15 protein-coding genes are annotated in these 15,115 nt (G+C 70.1%); 3 read left to right on the top strand and 12 right to left on the bottom strand.

The genetic code is table 11. The features are described from left to right. Positions 1–24 precede the first annotated feature (24 nt). The 6 genes from OHS57_RS35215 to OHS57_RS35190 form a co-directional block, all read right to left on the bottom strand. On the bottom strand, positions 25–228 hold the full coding sequence (locus OHS57_RS35215; protein ID WP_014061102.1) for a cold-shock protein: 204 nt from the start codon (positions 226–228) through the stop codon (positions 25–27). 241 nt (positions 229–469) lie between these two features. Then, complete coding sequence (locus OHS57_RS35210) at positions 470–841, bottom strand: MerR family transcriptional regulator (RefSeq protein ID WP_328584581.1); 372 nt, start codon at positions 839–841, stop codon at positions 470–472. After that, entirely contained in the window at positions 838–2,070 is a 1,233-nt protein-coding gene (locus OHS57_RS35205) for a glycosyltransferase 87 family protein (RefSeq protein ID WP_443043023.1), read from the bottom strand. Before OHS57_RS35205 ends, OHS57_RS35210 begins: the two co-directional genes overlap by 4 nt. After that, positions 2,067–3,500, bottom strand: coding sequence for a polyprenol phosphomannose-dependent alpha 1,6 mannosyltransferase MptB (gene mptB / locus OHS57_RS35200; RefSeq protein ID WP_328584580.1), 1,434 nt, complete (start codon positions 3,498–3,500; stop codon positions 2,067–2,069). Before mptB ends, OHS57_RS35205 begins: the two co-directional genes overlap by 4 nt. 89 nt (positions 3,501–3,589) lie before the next feature. After that, the gene (gene hemC / locus OHS57_RS35195) at positions 3,590–4,525 is read right to left on the bottom strand and encodes a hydroxymethylbilane synthase (protein WP_041994642.1); all 936 of its coding nucleotides are present in this window, start codon (positions 4,523–4,525) and stop codon (positions 3,590–3,592) included. A 128-nt stretch (positions 4,526–4,653) separates the two neighbouring features. Next, positions 4,654–4,971 carry a hypothetical protein gene (locus OHS57_RS35190; protein ID WP_241778712.1) on the bottom strand — a complete coding sequence of 106 codons (318 nt, stop codon included), beginning with the start codon at positions 4,969–4,971 and terminating at the stop codon, positions 4,654–4,656. A 69-nt stretch (positions 4,972–5,040) separates the two neighbouring features. Between OHS57_RS35190 and OHS57_RS35185 the strand changes: the two genes are divergently transcribed. Continuing rightward, complete coding sequence (locus OHS57_RS35185; protein WP_328584579.1) at positions 5,041–5,769, top strand: class I SAM-dependent methyltransferase; 729 nt, start codon at positions 5,041–5,043, stop codon at positions 5,767–5,769. Between the two features lie 10 nt (positions 5,770–5,779). On the opposite strand, the gene OHS57_RS35180 is transcribed toward OHS57_RS35185, so the two are convergent. The 3 genes from OHS57_RS35180 to OHS57_RS35170 are packed head-to-tail and all read right to left on the bottom strand — an operon-like array spanning position 5,780 to position 6,765. Next, the gene (locus OHS57_RS35180) at positions 5,780–6,097 is read right to left on the bottom strand and encodes a hypothetical protein (protein ID WP_328584578.1); all 318 of its coding nucleotides are present in this window, start codon (positions 6,095–6,097) and stop codon (positions 5,780–5,782) included. Positions 6,098–6,133: 36 nt separating this feature from the next. Next, positions 6,134–6,511 (bottom strand): toxin Doc, encoded by a 378-nt coding sequence (locus OHS57_RS35175; protein ID WP_041994633.1) that lies wholly within the window; start codon positions 6,509–6,511, stop codon positions 6,134–6,136. Between the two features lie 2 nt (positions 6,512–6,513). After that, complete coding sequence (locus OHS57_RS35170; RefSeq protein ID WP_041994630.1) at positions 6,514–6,765, bottom strand: hypothetical protein; 252 nt, start codon at positions 6,763–6,765, stop codon at positions 6,514–6,516. Between the two features lie 341 nt (positions 6,766–7,106). Here OHS57_RS35170 and OHS57_RS35165 point away from each other — a divergent pair, with 341 nt between their 5' ends. After that, entirely contained in the window at positions 7,107–7,763 is a 657-nt protein-coding gene (locus OHS57_RS35165; protein ID WP_041994627.1) for a hypothetical protein, read from the top strand. A gap of 119 nt (positions 7,764–7,882) precedes the next feature. Here OHS57_RS35165 and OHS57_RS35160 read toward each other — a convergent pair whose 3' ends face one another. From OHS57_RS35160 to OHS57_RS35150, 3 genes are all read right to left on the bottom strand, one after another. Continuing rightward, positions 7,883–9,619 (bottom strand): ThuA domain-containing protein, encoded by a 1,737-nt coding sequence (locus tag OHS57_RS35160; RefSeq protein WP_052457310.1) that lies wholly within the window; start codon positions 9,617–9,619, stop codon positions 7,883–7,885. Between the two features lie 20 nt (positions 9,620–9,639). Then, the gene (locus tag OHS57_RS35155; RefSeq protein ID WP_443043121.1) at positions 9,640–12,474 is read right to left on the bottom strand and encodes a carbohydrate-binding protein; all 2,835 of its coding nucleotides are present in this window, start codon (positions 12,472–12,474) and stop codon (positions 9,640–9,642) included. Positions 12,475–13,009: 535 nt separating this feature from the next. Next, entirely contained in the window at positions 13,010–13,777 is a 768-nt protein-coding gene (locus OHS57_RS35150) for an SDR family NAD(P)-dependent oxidoreductase (protein WP_328584576.1), read from the bottom strand. A gap of 174 nt (positions 13,778–13,951) precedes the next feature. Between OHS57_RS35150 and OHS57_RS35145 the strand changes: the two genes are divergently transcribed. Further along, positions 13,952–15,097, top strand: a complete 1,146-nt coding sequence (locus tag OHS57_RS35145; protein ID WP_328584575.1) for an inorganic phosphate transporter — start codon at positions 13,952–13,954, stop codon at positions 15,095–15,097. Positions 15,098–15,115: the final 18 nt, after the last annotated feature.

Genomic DNA, 15,115 nt, shown 5'->3' with positions numbered 1-15,115 from the left:
CCCAGCTACGTCATACGTTCAGCGTCAGGCGGGAACGATGTTCTCGGCCTGCGGGCCCTTCTGGCCCTGCGTCACGTCGAAGTTCACCTTCTGGCCCTCCTGAAGCTCACGGAAGCCCTGGGCGGCGATGTTCGAGTAGTGGGCGAAGACGTCAGCGCCGCCGCCGTCCTGCTCGATGAAGCCGAAACCCTTTTCCGCGTTGAACCACTTCACGGTGCCACTAGCCATATCAATTTCTCCTTCGGGGCAGTGCCCCGGGGTCCGCACTGTGCGTACCCCGCGTCGCCGCAATGATTACCCCGTCCGGAGATTATCCACCGGAAATACGAAAGTGCTCCCACAGCACAGGACGCTGATGGGGGCACTTGAAGTCTCTGGGAACCACAACTGCAACTGAGATCAACAGTAGCACGGTGCGAGCGTGAAGGGACGGCAAGTGTTTAAGCGCCCGGCGCGGCGCCGGAAAACGTCAGCGGGTATTGCCCTTTTTTCTGTCATCGCCGCTGTAGTTATTCTCGTCCCCCGCCGAGCGGCGCAGTTCGTCGTTGAGCCGCAGCGCGTCTTCGAGCTGGTCCTCCAGGATGACGATGCGGCAGGCCGCATCGATCGGGGTGCCCTGGTCGACGAGTTCGCGGGCGCGGGCGGCGACCCGCAGCTGGTAGCGGGAGTAGCGGCGGTGGCCGCCCTCGGAGCGCAGCGGCACGATCAGCCGCGCCTCGCCGATGGCCCGGAGGAAGGCGGGGGTACTGCCGATCATTTCCGCGGCCCGGCCCATGGTGTAAGCGGGGTAATCGTCGTCGTCGAGCCGGTCGGCGGTGTTCGGCCGGGATGCCTGGGTCACGTGTGCCTCTGGTCGCTACGGAAGATTCTCTCCCCACCATACTGGCGTATGGCTGTCGTGGCCGGTACAGATTCGGGTCGGCCGAACGGCAGTGCCACGAGCAGCCAGAGCGTGATCCAGACGTAGGTGTTCGAGCCGAGGAAGGCGTCGAGTCCGCCGGAGTCCGCCCGCCACAGCCAGACCACGCTCGCGCACAGGAGGACGTACGACACGGCGCACGCGACGAGCAGGCCGCGGTGGCGGCGGCGCAGGGCCGAGTCGGTGAGGAGCAGCAGTGCGGGGAGCGCCCAGACCAGGTGGTGCACCCAGGTGACCGGTGAGACGAGACAGGCGGCGAGGCCGGTCAGCGCGAAGCCGGCCAGTTCGTCGCCCGCGCGGACGGCGGCGCGGCAGCGGTACGCCCAGACGGCGAGGACGACGGCGGCGCACGCCGCCCAGAGCGCCCTGCTGTCGCCGTACGGGCCGAGCCGGGCGAGGACTCCTTGCAGCGACTGGTTGGAGACATAGCTGAGTGAGCCGACCCTGCCGGTGTCCCACAGGGCGGTGGACCAGAAGGTGCGGGAGGCGGCCGGGTCGATCAGCGCGGCGAGCAGGGTGGCCCCCGCCGCCGTGGCCGCCGCTGTCGCGGCCTGTCTGCGCCGTCCGGTGACCAGCAGATAACCGATGTACAGCGCGGGGGTGAGTTTGACGGCGGCGGCGAGTCCGATGCCGATGCCCGCGTGCTTGCCGTGTCCGGTGGCGAGCAGCCGCGCGTCGGCGAAGACGAGCGCGCACAGCACCAGATTCACCTGGCCGAAGCTGAAGGTGTCGTTGACGGGTTCGAGCAGGGCGAAGAGGCAGCCGATGACGGCGAAGGCGAACCAGCGCACCCACCGCTCGCGCCGGACGGCGGGCGCTGCCAGCCAGTGGAGCAGCAGCGCCGAGGCCACCAGGCTCAGCGTGATGCTGACGGCCACGGCGGCCGGCCAGGGCACGAGCGCCATCGGCAGCATGGCGACCGCGGCGAACGGCGGGTAGGTGAAGCCGTAGTGCGTGCCAGGGCTGAGGTAGTCGTAGATCCGGCCGCCGTGGTGGACCCAGTCGCCGACGGCGCCGTAGTAGACACCGACGTCGAAGAAGTGCCGGAACAGCGGGACGGTCACCAGGAAGGCGGCCGTCGCCGCGATCAGCAGGCCGGCTGCGACGGGCCGTCCGGCGGGCGTCTCCAGGGCCGTACGCAGCCGTCTCACGAGACGGTCCTGGGCAGCGGCGCCGCCAGGGTGGTGTCGGCGGGTGCCAGCAGGAACATCCACCACAGGGCGAGCAGCGCCAGTATTCCGCCGCAGATGGCGAGGGCGAGTTGCAGCCCGCCGGGCGGCAGTCCGTCCGGCAGCAGTCCGAGGGCGAGCACACCGCTGCCGGCCGCCGCCCATCGACGCAGCCGGCCGGGCGGCGCGGAGACGGCGATCAGGAACAGCCCCCACAGCGCGTACCAGGGCCGCAGGGCGGGGCCGAGGGCGAAGAGCGTCAGCAGGCCGAGCGCGAGCGCGTGGACCACGCCGGTGCGTTCGCGGCGCAGCCAGAGTGTGACCACCACGGCGGCCGTCGCCAGCACGCCCAGTAGCCGCCACAGCGGCAGCGCGAAATGGCCGAGTCCGCTGCCCGTCGCGTCCAGCAGCATGCCGCTGAGCCGGCCGAGCCCGCTCGTCAGCGACCAGTTCCCGGCCGACACGGGGGTGCCGAGGGCGCCGAGCCAGCCGTAACCGGTGCCGGCGAGCGCCGTCACGGCCGCGGTGGTGGCCAGTGCGACGGCGCAGGTCAGCGCCAGGGCTCTGAGGGTGCGGGCCCGGCCGGTCAGCTGCCCGGCCCAGAGGGCGGCGACGGTGAGCAGTCCGAGCGCCGCGGGAGCCTTGACCAACGCGGCGAGTGCGATCAGGACGGTCGCGGGCACGGGACGGGCGCCGAGGGCGGCGACCAGGCCGAGGCCGAGCAGGCCCAGCATCAGGGCGTCGTTGTGTGCTCCCGCCACCAGATGCAGCAGGACGAGGGGGTTGAGCGCCCCGAGCCACAGGGCAGCGGACGGATCGACGCCGCAGCGGCGGGCCAGGGTCGGCAGGACGGCGATCATCAGGGCGACGCCGAGCAGGGCCACGAGCCGCATGCCGAGGACCCCGGCGGGAACGTCGAGCCGGGCGAGCCCCGCGGCCTTGCCCGCGACGGCGAGAAAGACGGGGCCGTACGGGGCGGGGGTGTGCCGCCAGACGGGCGCGACCTCGGCGGCGAGCGGACCGCCGAGCCGGTCGGGGCCGTGGCTGTACACGTCGATGCCGGAATGAACCATGGCGCCCTGCGCCAGATAGCTGTAGACGTCCCTGCTGAACAGGGGCGGGCCGAGGACCAGCGGCGCCGCCCACACCAGCAGCGTCGTCGTCAGCTCGCGCGGGGCGGGCGGCCGTGGCCCCCGTACGCTGCGGCCGAGCCACCACCAGGCCGCTATCAGCAGCACGATGCCGAAGTAGACACAGAGCAGGCCGAGGGCGACCCGCCCAGAGGTCGGCACGAACTCCTCACGGACCGGCAGGGCGCCCGCCGTGAGTCCGCCGGCCATGATCGCGACGGCCCCCACGAATCCGAGCGTCCGGCAGCGGCCGGGGTCCACGTCAACGTTCAGGGCGAGCATCCGTGGACACTCGCAGGCGCGATGACACCGGTGCGGGCGTCCATATGACCGTGGCCCGTCGCCCAGTTGAATTGCGGGCGGACCCGCCGTCAGTGGTCGATGGCGTCGATCAGTTCACGGGCGCCCTGGCGCAGCAGGGTCACGGCGACGGAGGTACCGAGCGTGGCCGGGTCGAGCGGGCCCGCCCACTCGTGGGCGTTGAGCACGGTCTTGCCGTCGGGCGTGAAGACGCAGGCGCGCAGCGAGAGGTCGCCGTTGCGGTGGGCCTTGGCGTATCCGGCGATCGGCGAGTTGCAGTGGCCCTGGAGCACATGGAGGAACATGCGTTCGGCCGTGGTCTCGCGGTAGGTGTCCGGGTCGCCGAGATCGCTGACGGCGTCGATGGTGGCCGTGTCGTCCTGACGGCACTGCAGGGCGAGCACACCGGCGCCGATCGGCGGGCACATCGCCTCGGTCGACAGGACCTCCGTGATCACGTCACGGCGGCCGATCCGGTCGAGCCCGGCGGCGGCGAGGAGCAGCGCGTCGGCCTCGCCCGCGGCCAGCTTCTCCAGCCGGCGGTTGGCGTTGCCGCGGAACGGTACGCACTCCAGCTGCGGGTGGGAGGCGGCGAGTTGGGCGACACGGCGGACGGACGACGTACCGATCCTGGTCCCGTCCGGCAGCTCGTCGAGGGTGAGCCCGCCGGGGTGGACGAGGGCGTCGCGGATGTCGTCACGCTTGAGGAAGGCGGCGAAGGTCGTACCGGCGGGCAGCGGACGGTCGGCCGGGATGTCCTTGACGCAGTGCACGGCGAGATCGGCCTCACCGGCGAGCAGGGCGGCGTCGACCTCTTTGGTGAAGGCGCCCTTCCCCTCGACCTGGGACAGGTCGCCCATCCACTTGTCCCCCGTCGTCCTGACCGGGACGACCTCGGTGGCGATCCCGGGGTGCAGCGCGGCCAGTTCGGCGCGTACACGTGCCACTTGGGCCAGTGCCATGGGCGAGTCGCGGGAGACGATGCGGATCAGCTCTGGGACGGACATGGCACCAACGATAGCCCGTCAGAAGGGAGCGTCCGCGCCCCGCCCGGCCGGGCACGCTCAGTTTCGTCGAGGTGGCACAGCGGTGACGAGGGGGCTCGGTGGTGACGAGGGGGCTCGGTGGTGAATGATCACAGGTGGGTGCGGGCCCGGGCCTTGCGGGCTGCCAGGCGGGTCCAGAACGCGACGGCGAACAGCACCGCTGCCACGGCGCAGAAGATCCACGCGTCGGTGTCACCCCTGATGACGCCGACCGCCTCGAACAGTGCCCACGCGCCGAGGACGACACACAGTGCCGTCCACGCGATGTCCGCCGTACGCGCCCGGAGTTGGCCTCGCTGGACCGTGCCGGGCTCCAGCGGGGACATCGGTTTGTCGTCGTGTCCGGTGTGCGGCGCGAGCCGGCCGGTGTGTGCTGTGGGCCGGCCGTCGTGCGTGTGCTCCGTCATGGGGCACCTCCTTGTCCATCCCGTTGCCCCGGAAAGCGGTCCGTACGCCGGGCGGTTAGGCTGGCCGCGATGTTCACCCCCAAGGGCCCGACCCTCCGCGAACTCGCCGTCCAGGCGCTGTCGTCCATCGAGCACGGCTACGACCTGCTCGCTCCGAAGTTCGACCTGACACCGTTCCGGACGCCGGGGTATCTGCTGGACGCGGTGGTGCGGGCGGTACGGCCGCTGGGCCCTTTCCGTACCGGGCTCGACGTGTGCTGTGGCACCGGCGCCGGGGTGGGGGCGCTGCGGCAGCTGTGTGACGAGCGGGTCATCGGTGTCGATTTCAGTGCCGGGATGCTGGCGGCGGCCCGCGAGGCCCAGCCGGCTGCCGCGGACGGGCCCGCCGTGGAGTTCGTACGGGCCGACGCGCGGCGGCTGCCCTTCGGCCCGGTCCACGACCTGGCGACGAGCTTCGGGGCGTTCGGGCACTTCCTGCCCGGCGAGCGGCCGGCGCTGTTCGCGCAGACCCATGCCGCGCTGCGGCCCGGCGGGCTGTTCGTCTTTCCGTTCCCCGCGCCGCCGCCCGTCGGCTCCCGGCTCTACTGGGCGCTGTGGGCGTTCGACGCGGGGATGCGGCTGCGCAACGCGCTCTGGCACCCCACGTTCGTCATGTACTACCGCACCTTCCGGCTGCCGGACGTGCTGGCCGAACTGGCGGACGCGGGTTTCGTCACGGAGCTGCTGCCGCTGACCGAGCTGGGTGCGCGGCCGGACGGCGGTCCGCGGTGCGCCGTGGTGGTGGCGCGCAAGGAGTGAGCGCGGCGGCTCAGAAGTCGCCGTCGATGCCGGTGATCACGGCGGGGCCGAGCGGTGCCCGGTCCTCGGAGAGGCCGGCGTCGTGCAGGGCCGCGCCCGCGAGACGCTTCGCCTCGGCCTCGGCCGCGTGGTTGTTGTCGGCCTCGACCTCCAGCCGGATGTTGAAGGTGCCGTTCTCGTTGACGCTGAGGATGTCCAGCTCCTCCGCCTCGCCGAGGGCGGTGTTCTGCGGGTCCGCAGGGCGCAGCCGGGCCACCAGCGTGGCGCGGGAGTCCTCGGTCAGCTCCTCCAGGAACGTGCCGGGGATCGTGATGACGTAGGTGGTCATACGGACTCCTTGGTAGACGGCGCCGGCGGGACGCGCTCAGATCCGCCAGGACCGGATACGGTCGGCCGCGTCGAAGACATCGGTCTTCTCGGCGGTCAACTGCTTGGTGAGTTCGACGATTTCACCGTACGGCGCGTCCACGCCCTCGCCGCACATGCTCATGTAGGCGATGGCGACGGCGCAGGCGAACCGTACGTTGTAGGCGGGCAGTGGCTTGAGGACGACGAGTGTGTGCAGCAGTGCTGCTGCCCGCCAGGCGGGATCTGAATCCATGCCGAGCCGCGGCGGATCGACGCGGTGCCGGGCGACGGCGGCGACCAGCGCGGAGAAGTCGGACACCACGGGGTGGTCGGGCAGGACACTCTCCTGCTGATGCAGCAGCCAGCGCACGTCGACGTACAGGACCGGCGGCACGGTCAGGCGGCCCGTCCCGCGGAACCGCGGCCGGGCCCGTCGTCGATACCGGCGTCCGCGATGGCGTCGGCGAGGGCCGTGTCGCCGAAGACGCGTCGGAAGACGTCCGCGCCTTCCTTCATGGCCCGGTGCCGTACGACGGCGTCGGCGGTCGACGCCCGGACGAACGCCTTCATCGTCATGCCGCGCTCCGAGGCGATCTCGCGGATCTCCTGGAGTTCCGTGTCGGGGAAGTCCACATTGAGAGCTGCCATCCTTTGACCGTACCACCCGGGTACCCGGACCGGAATAGCCGCAGTTCATCGGGCATCTGTCCGGGTACCCGGGTGGTACGGGACGACGGACCGCGCGGTGTGCCGGAGAGGGCCGGCCGGTGGGAAGTGCGTACGGCGGTCGTGCAGTGTCAGTACGGTCGGGAGTCGAAGTTACGTACGTGCCGCAGCCCCGCGAGGAGCCTGAACAGCCACAACAACAGGTCGTCGGTGTCAACTTCACCGCCGGTGTCAACTACATTGGTTCCCACACCGCTTAGGCTGCACGGCAGCGGCCGCCAACGGGGGCAACAATCGGTGGTTCTGAATGGAAAGGTGACACCATGACATCGACATCCGGCACACCGGACAGCGTCGGAACGACAACAGCCCTCCTGAAGACGGAACTTCCTCGTCTTGAGGCTCACCAGCAGTCGCTGGAAAAGGAACTGGCGGCGGTGACCGACCGGCTGGAGTCGGTGCGCTCCGCGCTGACCGCCCTGGTGGCGCTGTCCGACGCACCGCACGTGCTGGCAGAGGCAGCGGCCGTCGCGGCGCCCGCGGACGAGGTTGCGGAAGCCGAACACACGGCGCAGGAGGACTCCTCCGCCGCAGCTGGCACGGCAGCCCCGGCCCGTCGCAAGGCCCGCAAGGCGGCGAACCCGAAGGCGGAGCCGAAGGCCGAGGCCAAGAAGGAAACGGCCAAGCGTCCCGCCGCGAAGAAGAACAGCACACCGAAGAGCGCCAAGGCGTCGGCCGAGAAGCCGGCGAAGGCGTCCGCGGCGGCACAGGACAAGAACCCGAGCGGGCTGACCGAGCAGGTCGTCGCGATCCTCGCCGCAGCGAACGGTGACGCCGTACGCGCCCGTGACGTGGCGGCCGCCCTCGGCCGTGACGACTCCCCCGGCAACATCAACGCCGTGCGCAGCACGCTCGACCGGCTCGTCGCCACCTCGCGCGCCGACCGCGCGGGACGCGGTCTGTACCGCACCCGTTCCTGACGTCGCGGACATCGGACGCACGGTGCGGGTGACACGTACCGCATCCGGCAGGGGCGAACCCCAGGTCTCCCCGGGGCCCGCCCCTGCCGGATGCGAACGTGCCTGCTGCGAAGCCTGGTTCAGCTCCGCGTCAGTGTGATGGTGTCGATGTCGAACAGGGACCCCGCCCCACCCGTGAAGGTGAGGTAGAGCGGCCCCGTGGCGGTTCCCGGCAGGGTCGTGGAGACCGTCCGGAAAGTCTCCCAGCCACCGGTGTTGGGGACGGCGACCGAACCGATCACCGGTCCGGTGGCCGAGCCCGAGCGGATCTGGACGGTACCGCCAGCGCCCGCCGAAGAGACCTTCGCCGTGAAGGACTTGACGCCGTTCAGACTCGCCTGGGAGTAGCCGGCCCAGTCACCGTTCTCGATGTAGCCGAGCGTCCTGCCACCGCTGGCGGGGCCGTGGTCGGCGGGCTGCACACCGGAACCCGAGGTGTACGACTCGCCCTCGTAGGTCGAACTGGTCGGGGTGGTGCCGCCCAGCTCCTTGATCCGGATGTTGCGGAACGACACGTCGTCGTCCCCGCTGTGGTTCTGGATCCCGATGTAGCCCTGCTTCAGCGACCTGACCGGGTCGGTGTTGGTGAAGTCGTTGATCTTCGCGCCGTTCAGGAAGACCTGCAGGCGCTCGCCCTCCACCCGCAGCTCGTAGGTGTTCCACTGGCCCGGCGGGTTGAGCGCCGCGTCCCTGGCCGCGATGTCCGCGGACTTGAACCCGTAGACGGCCCCGGTGGTGCGGTCGGCGCTGTCCGTCGCGTCGATCTGCACCTCGTAGCCCTGGTTGACGGCCGAGTTGGGGTCGTCGGAGGCCGGGAAGCCCACGTAGACACCGGAGTTGTCGTCGCCCGCCAGCTTCCAGTCCAGCTTCAGGGAGTACGAGGCGTACTCCTTCGCCCGGTACCAGAGCAGCCCCATGCCTCCGGTGGAGGTGAGGGTGGCGTCGGTGTTGGTGAAGCTGCCGGGCCCTGCCTGCGACCAGCCGGTCGTCGAGCCGTTGTACAGGCTCGTGTACCCGCTGTCCGGACGGCAGTCGGCCTTTGCGAAGCCGGCCGCGTACCGGATGCCGCCGAGCAGCAGCGTACGGAACGACGAGTCGGCGTACGTCTCGATGGTGTGGCCGAGGCCGGTGTAGAACGAACGTCCGCCGCCCTGCGGGTGGCACCACGTGATGGGGTGGTCACCGCCCATCTCGCCGCCGGAGTAACTGGATTCGTCGAGGGTCTGCAGGACGTGCACGTTGGCCCGCGGGTTGGTGCGGTAGTTGTACAGCTCGTCGGTGTGCGCCCAGGTCTGCCCGAAGTGGGCGGTCGCCGGGTTGGCACGGTCCTCGGTGCGCACCGTGGCCTGCTGGATCGCCGGGTGGCTCTTGAACCAGGCGCCGACGAGCTGCTCGTACTGCGGCGACTCGTACTCGGCGTCGGCCGCCGCGTGGACGCCGACGTAGCCGCCGCCTCCGGCGACGTACGTCTGCAGCGCGGACTGCTGCGCGTCGGTCAGCATGTCGCCCGTGGTGCTGAGGAACACCACCGCCTTGTACTGCGCCAGGTTGGACGCGGTGAAGGCGTTGCTGTCCTCGGTCGCCGTGACGGTGAAGTTGTTGGCCGCGCCGATCTCCCGTACGGCCTGGGTGCCGGCCGGGATGGAGTCGTGCCGGAACCCGGCCGTCTTGGAGAAGAGGAGCACCTTGTACGCCGGGTCGGCGGCCTGCGCGGTCATGGCGGGGGTGAGGAACGCCCCGACCAGGGCGAGCGTGGTGACGATCACCGAGGCGGAGGCGGTGGACAGCCGTCTCAGCCGCAGGGGCAGCACTTTCATCATGGTCCCTTTCCCGCCCGTCACTTGGTGAGGGTGAGCGTGTCGATGTCGAACAGGGACCCGGAGCCGCCGGTGAAGGTCAGGAAGAGCGCTCCGGAGGACGCCGTGCCCGTCAGCGACGTGGAGACGGTGGTGAAGGTCTCCCAGTTGCCGGTGGGCTGGACGGCGACGGTGCCGAGCACGGCGCCGGTCGCCGAACCCGAGCGGACGGTGATGGTGCCGCCGGGCCCGGCGGACGAGACCTTGGCCGAGAACGTCTTGGTGCCGGCCGTGGGTACGGACGCGTAGCCGGCCCAGTCGCCGTTCTCGATGTAGCCGAGTGTCTTGCCGCCGCTGGCAGGCGCGTGATCAGCCGCCTGGACACCGGAGTTGGAGGTGAAGGACTCACCCTCCACCGTCTGGCTGGAGCCGCCGCCGGTGGTGCCGGTGGCGAAGGTGAAGGCGTCCAGGTCGAAGAGGTTGCCCTGGCCCGTCGGTCCCTTGAAGACGAGGAACAGCTCGGTGGTGCCGGAGGGTGCGCCGCTCAGGTTGGCCGACACGTCGACGAAGTTCTCCCAGCCGCCGGTCGGTGCGACCGTGGCCGTGCCGAGCAGGGTGCCGGTGGCCGAGCCGGCCCGTACCTCCAGGCTGCCGCCCACACCGCCGGAGGAGACCCGTGCGGTGATCTTGTTCGCGTTGCCGAGGGCGTAGGGCTTGAAGGAGATCCAGTCGCCGTTGTCGGTGAAGCCGACGGTGTTGCCGCCCTCGGCCGTGCCGTGCGCCGCGACCTCGATGCCGGACTGGGCACCGTAGTGCTCACCCTGGCGGTGGCGGGGCTGGAGGACCCGCTGGTTGTGCGTGGTCAGCCCTGCGGCGTCGGTGTACTCGGCGTCCAGGACGCCGTAGATGTTGGCGGCGCTGTCGTGCTCGCCGTCGACGGGTACGGCGATGCTGCCGGTGCAGCCGTTCTTCGAGGTGATCTGGTGCTGGTGGACGTCATGGCCGAGCAGGTAGGTGACCTTGACCTTGGCGCAGTCGATGGCACCGTCCTCGGGGTCGCTGACGGTCACGGTGAAGGGAACCGTGTCACCGAAGGAGAACAGCTGTCCGTCGTTCGGTGTGGTCAGCGTGACGGTCGGGGCGGTGTTGCCCGCGGTCACGACGAGGCTGGCGCTGCCGGTCAGTCCTTCCGGGTCCTTGACGGTCAGGGTCGGCCGGAAGGTGCCCGTGGTCGTGTACGTGTGCGACGGGTTGGCGGCGGTGGAGGTGGCGCCGTCACCGAAGTTCCACGCGTAGGTGAGGGCCTTGCCCTCGGGGTCGGAGCTGCCCGCCGAGGAGAAGTTCACGGCGAGCGGGGTGGGTCCTGACGTCTTGCTGGCCGCGGCCACGGCGACGGGGTTGCGGTTGCTCCCGCCGACGTACTCCACGCGGTACAGGGCCTGGTTGTTGGCCCCGGTGCCGTAGTCGAGGACGTAGAGCGCGCCGTCGGGTCCGAAGGCGGTGTCCATGACCTGGGTGCCGGTCCAGGGGAAGGCGTCGATGGTGCCGGGGCTGCCGTCGGCGTTGACCGTGATGGCCTTGATCCACTTGCGGCCGTACTCACCGGCGAAGAACTTCCCGTCCAGGGACTGGGGGAACTTCACAGCCGAGTTGAGGTTCGCGTCGTAGCGGTAGACCGGGCCGCCCATCGGGGACTCGGAGCCGCCGCCGAACTCGGCGGGCGAGCCCGCGTCACCGCCGTACCTGATCCAGGCGGACTTGACCGCGGGCAGCGTGGCCAGACCGGTGTTGCGGAACGAGTTGTTGGCGGGGCCACCGCCGCAGTTGTACTTCGCGGCGGACGGACCGCTCGGGAAGGTGTACTCGTTGTAGGTCTCGGTGGAGGTGTTCGTGCCGGTGCAGTACGGCCAGCCGTAGTTGCCCGCCGAGGTGATCCGGTTGAACTCGACCTGTCCGCTGGGGCCGCGGTTGGCGTCGGTGACACCGGCGTCCGGACCGTAGTCGCCGAGGTAGACGATCCCGGTGGCCTTGTCGACGGACATCCGGAACGGGTTGCGGAAGCCCATCGCGTAGATCTCGGGCCGCGTCTTGGCGGTGCCGGGCGCGAAGAGGTTGCCGGACGGGACGGTGTAGCCGCCGGCCGCGGTGGGCTTGATCCGCAGGACCTTGCCGCGCAGGTCGTTGGTGTTGCCCGAGGAGCGCTGGGCGTCGAACTGCGGGTTACGGTCGGTCCGTTCGTCGAGCGGCGAGAAGCCGCTCGACTCGAACGGGTTGGTGTCGTCGCCCGTCGTCAGATACAGGTTGCCCTGCGCGTCGAAGTCGATGTCACCACCGACGTGGCAGCACTGGCCACGGTCGTTGGCCACTTCGAGCAGGACCTTCTCGCTGGCCAGGTCGAGGGTGCCGTCGGTCTTCAGAGTGAACCGGGACAGGTTGAGGTGTCCCTTCCACTGGTCGAAGGTGGCGGCGGAGCCGGTGACCGGCGCGTCGCCGTCGGGGGTGGTGAGCCGCGGCGAGTAGTACAGGTAGAGGAAGCGGTTGCTGGCGAAGCCGGGGTCGGCGGCGACGCCCTGGAGCCCCTCCTCGTCGTGCGTGTACACGTTCAGCTTGGCCGAGGTCTTGGTGTTGCCCGCGGCGTCCGTGTACCGGAGTGTGCCGTCACGCGCCGTGTGCACGACGGCTCGGTCCGGGAGGACGGCGAGCGACATCGCCTCACCCAGTTCGGCACCGCCCAGGGCGAGTTGCACCTGCTGGTAGTCGCTTGCCGGTATCGCGGCAGCGTCCTCGGGGTGCGCGACCACGGCGGGTGCGGCGGTCCTGGCGGCGGGGGCGGCTGCGGCGGCCGCCGGGCTGACGGCGGCGCCGGCGACGAGCATCGCCAGCGCCGTGACCCATCTCAGCCATGACTGTCTGTGCTTCCCTGGCTTTCCTGGCAGTCCTGACATGGAGCTTCCTTCCTGACCTTGCGGGGGTGAGTCAGGCATGGGCGCGCGTCACATCGACCGCGCTGCCGTGTCACTTGGGGGGAGGAACCTGCGGCCTGGGTGATGTCCCTTCACCCAGGCGACAGCCGTACCGATCTCAGGCGAACTTTCGAAACGCGTGCCGGTAATTGCAGGTACTCAAGGAGTTTTTGCATGTTGGCAACGTGGCCGTAATTTGTCAAGGGAGTATCTAAATACCCGAACGGCCCACCCAACTCATGCACCAGGCAACGACTTTGAGCGCGGACGCGGGGCCAGGGACGATGTCGGGAGTGCACGGAATGAAACGTTTCGGTTACCGGAAACGTGCATCGCACACTCAGTTCCGCGAGGGTGGCGGGTCCCCGCCGGAGGAGGCGGGGAGGGGCCGGGAAGGATTTGGTCGAGTCGCGGCAGAAATGAGCCCTGGGGGACGGCGGCTCCGCACTCAGCCCAGGCGCGGGCCCGGCCGGGTCGCCAGGACACCGCCGTCGACGACCAGCGTCGTACCGTGCACGTATCCCGCGCCGTCGCCCGCCAGATACGCGGCGGCGTTCGCGATGTCCGCCACGCTGCCCGCGTGTCCGAAGGGTGAGTCCTCGACCATCTTGTGCCGGAACTCGGCCTCCGGCCCTTCGGGGTCGGAGATGATCACGCCGGGCGCGATGGCGTTGACCCGGATGCCCTGGCCGCCGAACTCCGAGGCCCAGCCACGGGTCAGCTGTTCCAGCGTCGCCTTGCTCGCCGAGTAGAGCGCGCCGCCGATGAAGCCGACCTGGGCGACCCAGGACCCGATGTTGATGATGACGCCCTGCGACCGGCTCAGCATCGAGGGCAGCAACGCCTGGGTGAGAAACACGGGCCCGCGGACATTGAGGTCCATGACCCGGTCGTAGGTCGCCACGTCGAGGCTCAGCGTCGCGGTCCCCGGCGAGATGCCCGCGTTGTTGACGAGGATGTCGAGGCGCCCTCCGACCAGTTCCAGAGTGGCGGCGGCGAGCCCCTGGGCCGCCTCCGCCGTGCTGAGATCGGCGGCCACGAAGTCGGCCCGGCCGCCCGCCTCGCGGATCGCCGACACCACGGCGCCGCCTCGGCCCGCGTCCCGCCCGCTCACGATCGCGTACGCCCCTTCGGCGGCGAGCCGCAGGGCGATTGCCCGGCCGATCCCGCTGGTCGAACCGGTCACGAGCACTGTCCTGCCGTCCAGAGTTCCCATGGTGACGAGCCTTTCTCCGCGATTTAATGGACCGTACGGTTCACTCTAAGCCGCGATGGACCGTACGGTCCAATCACCGCGCCCGGTGATCCTTGTCGTCCTTTGGCGGGACGCACGTGGTGTCTTCACATCGGATTTCCCTGGGGTACGTGTAGCTGCGCTTGTATGAGGCGGATGGACCACATCACCTTCCTTGTGGCAGTGGTGATCGTGACGGCTCTGGCCTTCGACTTCACCAACGGATTCCATGACACGGCGAACGCGATGGCGACGTCGATCGCCACCGGCGCGCTGCGTCCCAAAGTGGCCGTTCTCATCAGCGGCGTACTCAACATCGTGGGCGCCTTCCTCTCCACCGAGGTCGCCAGGACGATCTCCGGCGGCATCGTGGAGGACAGCCTGGTGACACCGGGCATGATCTTCGCGGGGCTGATCGGCGCCATCATCTGGAATCTGGCGACCTGGCTGCTGGGGCTGCCGTCCAGTTCCTCGCACGCCCTGTTCGGCGGGCTGATCGGCGCGGTGTGGGTCGGCGCGGGACAGCACGGTGTGCACTTCGACCAGGTCGTCGAGAAGATCCTCATCCCGGCCCTGGCCTCCCCGCTGGTGGCCGGGCTCGCGGCGCTGTTCGCGACCTATCTCGCCTACCGGATCACCTCGAAGGGCCGGCAGTCGTCCGTCAACAAGGGCTTCCGGCTCGGCCAGATCGCCTCGGCCTCGCTGGTCTCCCTGGCGCACGGGACGAACGACGCACAGAAGACGATGGGCGTCATCACCCTCACCCTGATCTCCGCCGGCGCGCTCGGCCATGACGCGGGACCGCCGGTGTGGGTCATCGGTGCCGCCGGACTCGCCATCGGCCTCGGCACGTACCTCGGCGGCTGGCGGATCATCCGGACGATGGGCAAGGGCCTCACCGACATCAAGGCACCGCAGGGCTTCGCCGCCGAGTCGGCGGCGACCACGGTCATCCTCACCTCGGCCCACCTCGGCTTCGCCCTGTCCACCACCCAGGTGTGCTCGGGCGGCATCCTCGGCGCCGGGCTCGGCAGGCGGCTCGCCGAGGTGCGCTGGGGCACGGCGGGACGGATGGTCGTCGCCTGGTGTGTGACGCTGCCCGCGGCAGCCGCGGTGGGCGCGGTCGCAGCCAGCGCCGTCGTGCACGGCGGGACGGCCGGCACGGTCGTGATCGCCGTGGTGGCCGCGGCCACCGCCGCGTTCATCGTGTTCATGTCCCGCCGCAACCCGGTCACTTCGGGCAATGTCAACGACGACCACGCCGTGGCCGTCCGCACCGACGCCACAGCGGCGCACGCCTGATCAGGCAGGAGGAATCCC

The sequence above is a fragment of the Streptomyces sp. NBC_00370 genome, assembly GCF_036084755.1.
Taxonomy (GTDB): domain Bacteria; phylum Actinomycetota; class Actinomycetes; order Streptomycetales; family Streptomycetaceae; genus Streptomyces.
Note: the sequence above shows the minus strand (reverse complement) of the source record. Positions and strands in the feature narration are given on the sequence as shown.